The 11,125-nt window shown below is 68.4% G+C and carries 11 protein-coding genes and 1 pseudogene; 2 read left to right on the plus strand and 10 right to left on the minus strand.

Annotated elements, in window-relative coordinates:
* Positions 1-9 precede the first annotated feature (9 nt).
* Genes aroB through LGM56_RS33255 form a run of 6 tightly spaced genes read right to left on the minus strand, consistent with a single transcriptional unit; the run spans position 10 to position 5,706 of the window.
* The gene (gene aroB / locus LGM56_RS33230) at positions 10-1,089 is read right to left on the minus strand and encodes a 3-dehydroquinate synthase (RefSeq protein ID WP_089439053.1); all 1,080 of its coding nucleotides are present in this window, start codon (positions 1,087-1,089) and stop codon (positions 10-12) included.
* Positions 1,086-1,640, minus strand: coding sequence for a shikimate kinase (locus tag LGM56_RS33235; RefSeq protein WP_089424313.1), 555 nt, complete (start codon positions 1,638-1,640; stop codon positions 1,086-1,088). The genes aroB and LGM56_RS33235 overlap by 4 nt, the downstream gene beginning before the upstream one ends.
* Positions 1,641-1,680: 40 nt before the next feature.
* Positions 1,681-3,312 (minus strand): type IV pilus secretin PilQ, encoded by a 1,632-nt coding sequence (locus LGM56_RS33240; RefSeq protein ID WP_089493955.1) that lies wholly within the window; start codon positions 3,310-3,312, stop codon positions 1,681-1,683.
* A complete protein-coding gene (locus LGM56_RS33245) occupies positions 3,309-4,178 on the minus strand; it encodes a pilus assembly protein (RefSeq protein ID WP_226207867.1) in 870 nt (289 codons plus the stop codon). The genes LGM56_RS33240 and LGM56_RS33245 overlap by 4 nt, the downstream gene beginning before the upstream one ends.
* Complete coding sequence (locus tag LGM56_RS33250; RefSeq protein ID WP_089493953.1) at positions 4,175-4,783, minus strand: fimbrial protein; 609 nt, start codon at positions 4,781-4,783, stop codon at positions 4,175-4,177. The genes LGM56_RS33245 and LGM56_RS33250 overlap by 4 nt, the downstream gene beginning before the upstream one ends.
* Positions 4,780-5,706 (minus strand): competence protein ComA, encoded by a 927-nt coding sequence (locus LGM56_RS33255; RefSeq protein WP_226207874.1) that lies wholly within the window; start codon positions 5,704-5,706, stop codon positions 4,780-4,782. Before LGM56_RS33255 ends, LGM56_RS33250 begins: the two co-directional genes overlap by 4 nt.
* Before the next feature lie 220 nt (positions 5,707-5,926).
* Between LGM56_RS33255 and LGM56_RS33260 the strand changes: the two genes are divergently transcribed.
* On the plus strand, positions 5,927-8,317 hold the full coding sequence (locus tag LGM56_RS33260; RefSeq protein ID WP_226207868.1) for a penicillin-binding protein 1A: 2,391 nt from the start codon (positions 5,927-5,929) through the stop codon (positions 8,315-8,317).
* 90 nt (positions 8,318-8,407) lie between these two features.
* Here LGM56_RS33260 and cyaY read toward each other — a convergent pair whose 3' ends face one another.
* A complete protein-coding gene (gene cyaY, locus LGM56_RS33265) occupies positions 8,408-8,737 on the minus strand; it encodes an iron donor protein CyaY (RefSeq protein WP_069246934.1) in 330 nt (109 codons plus the stop codon).
* 36 nt (positions 8,738-8,773) lie between these two features.
* Between cyaY and lptM the strand changes: the two genes are divergently transcribed.
* On the plus strand, positions 8,774-9,049 hold the full coding sequence (gene lptM / locus LGM56_RS33270; protein ID WP_089455451.1) for an LPS translocon maturation chaperone LptM: 276 nt from the start codon (positions 8,774-8,776) through the stop codon (positions 9,047-9,049).
* A gap of 78 nt (positions 9,050-9,127) precedes the next feature.
* Here the strand turns inward: lptM and msrQ are convergent, their stop codons facing one another.
* The 3 genes and pseudogenes from msrQ to LGM56_RS33285 form a co-directional block, all read right to left on the minus strand.
* Complete coding sequence (gene msrQ, locus LGM56_RS33275; protein WP_226207869.1) at positions 9,128-9,814, minus strand: protein-methionine-sulfoxide reductase heme-binding subunit MsrQ; 687 nt, start codon at positions 9,812-9,814, stop codon at positions 9,128-9,130.
* Between the two features lie 20 nt (positions 9,815-9,834).
* Entirely contained in the window at positions 9,835-10,830 is a 996-nt protein-coding gene (gene msrP / locus LGM56_RS33280) for a protein-methionine-sulfoxide reductase catalytic subunit MsrP (protein WP_089493949.1), read from the minus strand.
* A 158-nt stretch (positions 10,831-10,988) separates the two neighbouring features.
* Positions 10,989-11,125, minus strand: a pseudogene (locus tag LGM56_RS33285) (c-type cytochrome biogenesis protein CcsB); the annotation flags it as partial.

An 11,125-nucleotide genomic window follows, 5' to 3' on the forward strand; every position in this document is an offset into this window, starting at 1 on the left:
GGGCCGCCGTTAGCGGGTGGTCTGCGCCAGTGTGGCGAACACGGCTTCGTCCGGCGCCTGCGTGATCAGCGTATCGCCGAATCGCTTCAGCAGGATGAACTTGATCGCGCCGGCCTCGGCCTTCTTGTCGACACGCATCAGGTCCATATAGCGCGCATCGCCGAGCGCGGGCCCGCGGGTCGGCAGGTGCGCAGCCGCGATCACCGCATCGAGGCGCTGCCGCGACGCTTCGTCGAGCAGGCCGAGCCGCACCGACAGATCACCCGCCATCACCATCCCACAGCCGACCGCCTCGCCGTGCAGCCATTCGCCGTAGCCGAGCCCGGCCTCGATCGCATGGCCGAACGTGTGGCCGAAATTCAGGATCGCGCGCAGGCCGCCTTCGCGTTCGTCGGCCGCCACCACGCTTGCCTTGATCTCGCACGAGCGCTTCACCGCATGCGCGAGCGCAGCCGGGTCGCGACGGTTCAGCGCGTCGACGTTCGCCTCGATCCAGTCGAAGAATTCCGCATCGGCGATCGCGCCGGTCTTGATGATCTCGGCGACGCCGGCTGCCAGTTCGCGGTCGGGCAGCGTCGTCAGCGCGCCGATGTCCGCGATCACGGCCTGCGGCTGGTAGAACGCGCCAATCATGTTCTTGCCGAGCGGGTGGTTGATGCCCGTCTTGCCGCCGACCGACGAGTCGACCTGCGACAGCAGCGTCGTCGGCACCTGGATGAACGGCACGCCGCGCATGTAGCACGCGGCGGCAAAGCCCGTCATGTCGCCGATCACGCCGCCGCCGAGCGCGACGAGCGTCGTCTTGCGGTCCGCGCGGTCGGTCAGCAGGCCGTCGAAGATCAGGTTCAGCGTTTCCCAGTTCTTGTACGCCTCGCCGTCCGGCAGCACGACCGTCGACACGCGTTTGCCGAGCGGCGCAAGCGCCGCGCGCAGCGCGTCGCCGTAGAGCGGATCGACCGTCGTGTTCGTGACGATCGTGACGGACGAGCCCTTGATATGAGGCGCGAACAGCTCGGCGCGACCGATCAGGCCGGCGCCAATGTGAATCGGATAGGCGCGGTCGCCCAGGTCGACGTTGACAGTAATCATGCTTGTAGCGGCTTGGCGATGACGCCGGCCAGTTCGAGTTGCATCAGCACCATGTTGACGAGACCGTTGACCGACGGACGGCCGGTCTCGATGACGAAATCCGCGCATTCGCGGTACAGCGGGTCGCGTACCTCGTACAGCGCTTCGAGACGCCCCTTCGGATCTTCGGTCTGCAGCAGCGGGCGATTCTTGTCCTTGCGCGTGCGCAGCCACAGATCGTGCGGATTGGCGCGCAGGTAGACGACGATGCCGTGGTTTTTCAGGCAGTCGCGGTTTTCCGGGCGCAGCACCGCGCCGCCGCCCGTCGCGAGCACGATGTTCTCGCGCTGCGTGAGATCGGCGATCACCTGCGTTTCGCGATCGCGAAACCCGGCCTCGCCCTCCATCTCGAAGATCACCGGAATGCGCGCGCCCGTGCGGGCCTCGATTTCGTGGTCGGAGTCGAAGAACGTCCTGTCGAGACGGCGCGCGACCGCACGGCCCACGGTGGTCTTACCCGCTCCCATAAGGCCGACGAAAAATACGTTTGCATGTGGGTCCCGCGCTTGCAACGGCTTCCTCTGCTTCAATCTTGCTGGTGTGTGGCGCAGCTTACTGGCAAAGCGGCTGCCTTGTCGAGCCTGCGCCGGCGGCTTCAGGCCCCGTTTTCTCGGCATCCGTGCTGACCGCGCCGCGCGCATTACAGCGCGCATCGACGACGGTCGGCGTGATGAAGACGACCAGCTCGTTACGTTGATCGCGTTGCGCGCGGTGCCGGAAAAGCGCGCCCAGAAACGGTATTTTGCCCAAGAGCGGCACGCGCGTCACATCGTTCCGGTTCAGTTGTTCATAGATCCCGCCGATCGCGACCGTCCCGCCGTTCTCGACCTCGACGCGCGTCTGGACGTGCTTCGTATGGATCGCCGGGCCGGCCGCCGTCGGCTCGCCGATACTGTCCTTCGTCACGTCCAGGTCGAGCACCACGCGCCCGTCCGGCGTGATTTGCGGCTCGACCTCCAGTTTGAGCGTGGCCCGGCGGAACTGCACGCCGCTCACGCCGTTCCCGACCTTCGCCTGGTACGGCAACTCCGACCCCTGTTCGACGATGGCCTTGACGCGGTCGGCGGTCACCACGCGCGGGCTCGAAACGATCTGGCCCCGCCCCTGTGCCTCGAGCGCGCTCAGTTCGACGTCGAGCACACGGCTGAGCGGCGCGGCGAACAGCGTGAAGCCGGCGGTTGCCGCTTCGAAGCCGCCGAGCGGCCGTGCAGCCAGGTCGAGCGCATTGCGGGCACCGGTCGCAAACGTGGCGCTCTCGCCCGACGGCGGCCGCTCCTGCGCGCGCAGCGCGACACGTGCGCCGAGATTGCGCGAAAAACCCTGCTCGCCCTCGACGATGCGGGCCTCGATCCGGACCTGCCGCGACGGCCGGTCGATCGCCTCGATCAGGCTCGCGACCTGGTCGAGACGCGGCGCGAGATCGGTGACGAACAGCAGGTTCGTGCGCGGATCGGCCGCCGCTGCGCCGCGCTTCGACAGCAGCCGCTGGCCGGTTGCGCCGGCCAGCAGTCGCTGCACGTCCTGCGCGCGCGGGTAGTGCAGCGCGAACGTCCGGCTCGCAAGCGGCTCCAGATCGGCGGCCCGCGCGTGCATTTCGAAGCGCTCGCGTTCGCGGGCGGCCAGTTCGACCGCCGGCGTGACCCATATCACGTTGCCCCGCCGGGTCATCGCGAGCGCGTGTGTGTCGAGTAGCGTGTCGAAGGCATCGCGCCAAGGGACATTGTTCAGACGTAACGTGACGGTACCGCGCACCTGCTCGCTGACGACGATATTGAGCCCCGTGAACCGTGCGAACGCGTCGAACGCGGCCGCAAGCCCTGCGCCCTGCAGATTCAACGAGATCCGCCGCGTGTCGTCCGCATCGCCCGGTTGCCGGGCCGCCGCGTCGCCCATCCGGGCCGGCGGCGCCAACGGGATCGGCGGCCCCTCCAGCCCGGGTGCCGAGGTGGCGGCCTCCGCCTGAAACGCCGCGCGAGCCGCCTGGTCGAACGGCGGCGGCCCGGCCTCCGTCGCTACGGCGTGATCCGCCCCGTCCACCCCGCCTTGTGGCAATGGAAGGCCCGGCACCTGCGCATCCAACGATGCGGCAGGCCAGACGGCCGGCAGCGGCGGCAATGACGCGCTTGCACTGGCCGCGGTCAAGCCTACCCAAACGGCGAGCACCCGGCATCCGTGCTTGATCATGGCCGCCTCCCGTCGTCCAGCGTGACCCGGTACGCGCCATCCGCCGTTGCGAGCGTCACGGTGACGGGGTCGACGCGCACCACTCGCGCGGCCCCGAGGGTATCGCCGGGAACCACGGCCGTGAACGCGCCGCCACCGTCGTCGAACAGCGCGAGACCTGCATGACCGTCGCGAATCGTGCCAGCCAGGCGGGCAGCCGCCCCGTGCGCTTCGGACGAACCGGCCTCGCCGAACGGATCGGCGCCGGGTGCGCCGGCCAGAACCGACGCCTCCCCGCCTGTGAACGTTGGCACCGGCAACGCCGGAAACACGTCGACGGACATTTCAACGCGCGCGGCCTCCTTTCCCCGTTCGACACGCAGCGCGGACGGCACTGCCAGCACCGGGAAGCGGGCCAGCTCGCCGACCATCTGCAGCAACGCGTGAAAGCGGCCCTCCGCGACGATGCGCACCGTGCGCCTGCCGTCCGGCACTGCGCCGTCGGCGCGCAGCGGTTCGATCGATACGTCGCGCAGCCCGCTCGACGCGGCGCGATCCGCCAGTTCCAGCATCAACGCAGCCCATTCCGGCGTACGCGGCGAGCGATCGCCGTGTGCCGCCGCCGGCTGCACGCCGCGTTGCCGTGCAGCGGCAGCCAGGACACGCCGCGCGTCGGCCTCCCGCATCTGCGCCGCGGCGAGCAACGCGCGGCCATGCGCGAGCCCGCTCCAGTCGGCAGCATTCGCCAGATGAATGCCGCCCGCGAGCACGGCCGCGAATGCGAGCCCACAGCCTGCGAGGTGCGCAGCCGCCGGCGACACGCGCCGCATGCCGCCTCGCCATCCGTCGCTGCGCAGTGCGGACCGATGCGCGAGCACCGCCGTCATGCGCCACCTCCCGACGCTTTCCGGGACGCCATCGCGTCGAGCCAGCGCAGCTGGATCGAGAACCGGAACGGCATCCCGCCTGTCACGACCGGAGCACCGGAAGCAGGCTTCAGTGCATCGATATCGATCCGCCAGCCACGTTGCTCGCGCGCCATCCCCCCGAGCCATCGCGCGGCCGCCCGGTAGCTCGCGGCACGCGCGTCGAGCACGGCACCGGCCGACGTCGTGCGCAGCGCATCGAGCCGGACGGTGCCGTCGCGCACCTGCGCCAGCGTGGCCAGCAGCCCTGCGACGTGCCGATAAGGCGCGGCGAGCGCGGCCGCCTGCGCGTCGCGTTGCGCGGCAACGGCCGCAGCCTTGGCTGCGCGTGTCGCGGCCCCCACCTGCGGCTGCAACTGCCGCAGCCGCGCCTCCACACTCGCGCGCTCGGCATCCACGCGCCACCGCGCCCCGGTGGCGGCGCCCGTCCACAGGCCGACGCCGAGCACACCAAGCAGAATCGCCGCACCGCACTGCGTGGCCCGGCGACGTCGCAACGCCTGCGCCAGCCGCTCGCGGTACGGCAGCAGGTTGAAGCCGCCCGGCTCCGCACGACGGGCCGTCATTCCCACACCCCGCGCAATGCCAGCCCGAATGCGACCGCCCATGCCGGGCCGCCCGGCATGCCGGCGGGCAGGCATGGCTGCCCATTCCAGCCGGTGCAGTCGAACGACACCGCAACCGCGCCGAGCACGTCGCCAATCTCGGCGACGGACGTGTCGAAGCGGGCGATACACCGCTCGTCCCCTGACACGAGTACGCAACACACGGCCCCGAGCGCGCGCTGGCGCAATGCATCGGAAAACGCCCCCGGCACGGCGCCGGACAGCGTCAGCACCGGTACGGCCAACGGGCCGTCGATTCGCCAGCCGTGCACGCCCGAGTCATGGAACCAGAGCGCCGCGTAGGGGCCCGCCTGCGCGTCGGGTTCGAATTGCGCGGCATAGCGCAACGCACGCAGCGCCGCGGCCGACTCGCCGTCGACCACCGTCAGGTCGACACCGGCCTGGGCGGCCACGTCGATCCGCCGTTCGAGCAGCGCCAGCGGAGCCACGGCAATCTCGATCTCGCCGGCTCGTGCGCCGCCGTCCTGCCGCCAGTCGAACGCGAGACTGTCCGGCGCCAGCCCCGAGATGCGTTCGGCCGCCTGCCGCGCGGCGTCCTCGACATCGGCCCGCCCGGCCAGGTCGAGCGTCGCGGTGCGCATCTCGTCATCGTGCAACGCCATCACGCCGCGCGCGTCGCACCGCACCCCGGCCGCCGACAGCCTCGACACGGCGGCGGCCAGCGCACGCGCAACCGCCGCCCAGCGCGCATCCTCCGGGCCGCCCGCCAACCCGACCGGCTCCCGCTCCAGCCCCTCGACGCACACCTCCGCGCCCCGGCCGCACCGGCTCAGCACGGCCACCCTGACCTCGTCTGCACCGACGTCGATTCCCGTCGACCGATGCCCACCCTGCGCAAACCGCGCTCGCCATCGTCCCGCCATCCCATCCTCCCGAAATCGTCGCGGCCCATGCCGCGTTTCCGAGACCTGATTCTGCAAATCGGCGCGTGCGGCCGACAGTCGGCCTAACGGCCAGCATCCGCTCGCGACGGCCATGCGCAGGCTATGCTGGAAGCACGCCAGACCGCGTCTTCGCGGCGGGCGCCCCCCGCGTCAGGACCGGTCTTACCGGGCAGCTATAATCGCGGGACTGTTTTCCGGTATGCCTATGCAATCCACGACTCCTACGTCCCCGCCTCCCGCCCCGGAGCCGAAGAAGCGGCCCTGGTGGCAAAAAGTCCTGCTCGGATTCGCCACGATGTGCGTCGCGCTCGTCGTGGCCGGCGGCCTCGTGCTCGGCTACGCGCTCGTCGTTGCGTGGCCGAACATGCCGTCGCTCGACGCGCTGACCGACTATCGGCCGAAGGTGCCGCTGCGCATCTATACGTCCGATCACGTGCTGATCGGCGAATTCGGCGAAGAGCGCCGCGACGTCGTCCATTTCAAGGACGTGCCCGATTCGCTGAAGAAGGCGATCCTCGCGATCGAGGATGCACGCTTCTACGATCACGGCGGCGTCGACCTCACCGGCATCGTCCGCGCCGGCATCGTCGCGCTGACGAACGGCCATGCGTCGCAGGGTGCGAGCACGATCACGATGCAGGTCGCGCGCAACTTCTTCCTGTCGAGCGAGAAGACCTACACGCGCAAGATCTACGAGATGCTGCTCGCGTACCGGATCGAGCGTGCGCTGACGAAGGATCAGATTCTCGAGGTCTACATGAATCAGATCTATCTCGGCCAGCGGGCGTACGGCTTCGCGAGCGCCGCGCGGGTCTACTTCGGCAAGGACCTGAAGGACATCTCGCTCGCCGAAGCCGCAATGCTTGCCGGGCTGCCGAAGGCGCCGTCCGCGTACAACCCGGTCGTGAACCCGAAGCGTGCGAAGGTGCGCCAGGAATACATCCTGCAACGGATGCTCGAGCTGAACTTCATCTCGCGCGAGCAGTATGACGAGGCCGTCGCGCAGCCGCTCGTCGTCAAGGGCCCGGGCCGCGATTTCAGCGTGCACGCCGAGTACGTCGCGGAAATGGTCCGACAAATGATGTACGCGCAGTACCGTGAGGAAACCTACACGCGCGGCTTCAACGTCGTCACGACGATCGACTCCGCGGATCAGCAGGTCGCGTACACCGCGCTGCGCAAGGGCATCATGGATTACGAACGCCGGCACGGCTATCGCGGGCCGGAAGGCTTCATCGAGCTGCCGGCCGGTGCCGACGACCGCGAACAGGCGATCGACGATGCGCTGCTCGAACACCCCGACAACGGCGAACTGATCGCCGCGGTCGTCACGGCCGCCAGCCCGCGCCAGATCACGGTCGCATTCATCGACGGCAGCAATGCGACGATCGAGGGCGACAACCTGCGCTTCGCGTCGGGCGCGCTGTCGGCCAATGCGCAGCCGAATCGCCGCATCCGCCCGGGCGCGATCGTCCGCGTCGTGAAGAACGACGCCGGCAAATGGTCGATCACGCAGTTGCCGCAGGTCGAGGGGGCGTTCCTGTCGATCGTCCCGCAGGACGGCGCGATCCGCTCGCTCGTCGGCGGCTTCGACTACAACAAGAACAAGTTCAACCACGTCACGCAGGCGTGGCGGCAGCCGGGTTCGTCGTTCAAGCCGTTCATCTATTCGGCGTCGCTCGACAAGGGCCTCGGGCCGGCCACCGTGATCAACGACGGCCCGCTGTATTTCAGCGCCGCCGAAACGGGTGGCCAGCCCTGGGAGCCGAAAAACTACGGCGGCGGCTTCGAAGGCCCGATGTCGATGCGCACCGCGCTGCAGCGCTCGCGCAACCTCGTGTCGATCCGGATCCTGAACCACATCGGCACGAAGTACGCGCAGCAGTACATCACCCGCTTCGGCTTCGACGCCGAACGCCATCCGGCCTACCTGCCGATGGCACTCGGCGCGGGCCAGGTCACGCCCCTGCAGATGGCGGGCGCGTACTCGGTCTTCGCGAACGGCGGCTACCGCGTCAATCCGTACCTGATCGCCGAAGTCACCGATCCGAACGGCGCGATCGTCGTGCGTGCGCAGCCGCTCGTCGCCGAGCAGAATGCGCCGCGCGCGATCGACCCGCGCAACGCGTACGTGATGAACAGCCTGCTGCAGAGTGTCGCGCAGCGCGGCACGGGCGCACGGACCAACGTGCTGAAGCGCACCGACCTCGCGGGCAAGACCGGCACGACGAACGACTCGCACGACGCGTGGTTCGCCGGCTACCAGCACACGCTCGCCGCGATCGCGTGGATCGGCTACGACAATCCGCGCAGCCTCGGCGATCGCGAAACGGGGGGCGGCCTGTCGCTGCCGGTCTGGATCGACTACATGGGCGCCGCGCTGAAGGGCGTGCCCGAGTTCAAGCCGACGATGCCGGACGGTGTCGAATCGCTCGGCGGCGAGTTGTACTTCACCGAGTTCGCGCCGGGCCACGGCTTCGTGTCGACGGTCGGCGTACCGCAGGCACCGGCCGCGCAGAACGTCGACGCCACCGTGCCGCACGTCGACGAGCAGGAAAAGCAGGACATCATGAACCTGTTCGCGCACTGACCACCGGCCCGACATGAAAAAAGCGCCCCGCGGGGCGCTTTTTCCTTGGCACGACGCGTCGACGCGCAGCCCCGGCTTCGGCCGGAGCGGTTACGGCGCGCTGAACGTGATCGGCAGGCCGGCCTGCTGCGTCGCGTATTCGGTGAGCGCCGAGAAAAACTCGGTGCCCGTGCGCGTGTCGCGCCATTCGCCGTCGATGAAACGGTAGTGGAAACCGCCCGCCCTCGCGGCGATCCACACTTCCTTCATCGGCGGCTGCAGGTTGACGATGATCTTCGAGCCGTTCTCGAACGTCAGCGTCAGGACGCTGCCGTTGCGCTCCAGATCGATGTCGTGATCGCCGTCGTTGGCGTCGTCGACAGTACGCTCGACGGCCGCCAGCACGGCCTCGGCACGGGTCAGGTATTCGGTATCGGACATGCTAAACTCTATCGGTTCAATTGTTCAGGGACGATCATGCGAGTCGTTTTCCGGATGAGCGCGATTGTAGCGGCTTTGGCGATTCTTGCTGGCTGCGGTCAAAGCGGCGCGCTCTATCTGCCCACCGTGCCTCCGATGCCCAAGCCACTCCAGCAGCAGGACACCCCGCCGTCGGACGTGAAGCCGACCGATGAAAACGCGTCGTCCGACAGTGTGCCCGATTCGTCCGGCACGCCGCTCACGCTGTCACCCGAACTGTCGAGCAGCGCATCGTCGATGCCTGCACCAGCGTCGAGCCCGGCCGCGAAGTAACGACGCGCCGCTTGCACGGTTCACGAAACAAGGCGATGACTTCCCGGTCATCGCCTTTTGTTTTTTCAGGCTGCGCCGTCACGCGCGCACGCGCCGCCATCCCCATGCGATGAGCCGCCAGCCGAGCAGCACGGCGACGATTCCCGCATACAGCTTCGGCTGCGCCAGATTGTGCTTGCCGGCTCGCATCCACCAGAAGTGCAGCACGGCGAGCAGCGCGATCACGTAGATCGCGCTGTGCAGCGTCGCCCAGTGGCGGCCCAGGCGGCGCACCATCGCGCGCGGCGACGTCGCCGCGAGCGGAATCAGCAGCACGAACGCGGCGAAACCGACCGTGATGAACGGGCGCTTGCCGACGTCCTTCAGGATCGCGACGACGTCGAACCACTTGTCGAACCACAGGTAGGTCGTGAAGTGCAGCGTCGCGTAGAAGAACGCGAACAGCCCGATCATCCGGCGAAAGCGCAGCAGCGCGGCGAACCCCGTCATGCGCCGAAGCGGCGTGACGGCGAGCGTGATGCACAGGATCACGAGCGTCCAGAGCCCCGTCGAGCGCGTGATGAACTCGATCGGATTCGCGCCGAGCCGGTCGGTCAGCCCGAACAGCACGAGTCGCGCGAGCGGATAAAGGCCGGCCGCGAAAACCAGCACCTTAGCCGGCGCGAGCCAGCGCGGTGCGGCGGGACGGACCGCGCCGCGCCGTGCGGCACGTGCAGCCTGGCCGGCGCCGGCCGTGGGCGCGGCCGTCAGCGTCGAAGGGGGCATGTCGTTTCTCACCATCGCCCTCAGAAATTCTTCTTCAGGTCCATGCCCTGATACATCGACGCGACCAGGTCGCCGTAGCCGTTGAACATCAGCGTCTTGCGCTTCGGCGTGAAAAAGCCGTCCTCGCCGATGCGCCGCTCGGTCGCCTGGCTCCAGCGCGGATGATCGACGTTCGGGTTCACGTTCGAATAAAAGCCGTACTCGTTCGACGCGTACGTGTTCCAGCTCGTCTTCGGCTGCTTGTCGACGAAGCGGATCTTCACGAGCGACTTCGCGCTCTTGAAGCCGTACTTCCACGGCACGACGATCCGCACCGGCGCGCCGTTCTGGTTCGGCAGCACCTGCCCGTAAACGCCCATTGTCAGCAGCGTCAGTGGATTCATCGCCTCGTCCATCCGCAATCCTTCCGAGTACGGCCAGTCGAGCACGGGCGTCGAGAGGCCGGGCATCTGCGACGGATCGGCCAGCGTGACGAACTGCACGTATTTCGCGTTGCCGGTCGGCTGCACGCGCTTGATCAGCTCGGACAGCGGCACGCCGATCCACGGGATCACCATCGACCAGCCCTCGACGCAGCGCAGCCGGTACACGCGCTCCTCGAGCGGCGCGAGCTTCAGCAGTTCGTCGAGATCGAACACCTTCGGATGCAGCACCTCGCCCTCGACGCTCACCCGCCACGGGCGCGGCCGCAGCGTGCCCGCGTTTTGCGCGGGGTCGCTCTTGTCGGTGCCGAATTCGTAAAAGTTGTTGTAGGTGGTGATGTCCTTGAACGGCGTCACCTTGTCGGCCGCGACGAACTTCGGATTCGTCTTCGCCGCGAGCTTCGCGGCCCGCGCATCGGGCGACGCATAGCCGGCCAATGCTGCGCCGCTGCCGCCGAGCAACCCGCCCGCCGCCGCGAGGCCGGCCGCCTGCAATACGCGCCGCCGGTTCTCGAACACCGCACGCGGCGTGATTTCGCCGGGCGCAATATCGCCGCCGGTCAGTACGTTCCGCAAAGGGCGTTTGATCCACATCGTGCTGCTCCTCCTGCCTGCGCCGCGCGCAGTTTCATGAGCGTTCGACCCGGCCCGTCTTGCGCCGTTCGACGCCCGGACCGCCCGCCCGTTACAAAAGAAAACCGCCGGGCACGCAGTGCACCGGCGGTCTCATAGTCGGACGAACAGCGGAAATCTTACAGCTTGCCGTAGCTGTGCAGCCCGGACAGGAACATGTTGACGCCGAGGAACGCGAAGGTCGTCACGAGCAGGCCCGTGAGCGCCCACCATGCGGCCACCGTGCCGCGCAGGCCCTTCATCAGGCGCATGTGCA

It is taken from the genome of Burkholderia sp. AU38729, assembly GCF_020419725.1.
GTDB lineage: Bacteria > Pseudomonadota > Gammaproteobacteria > Burkholderiales > Burkholderiaceae > Burkholderia.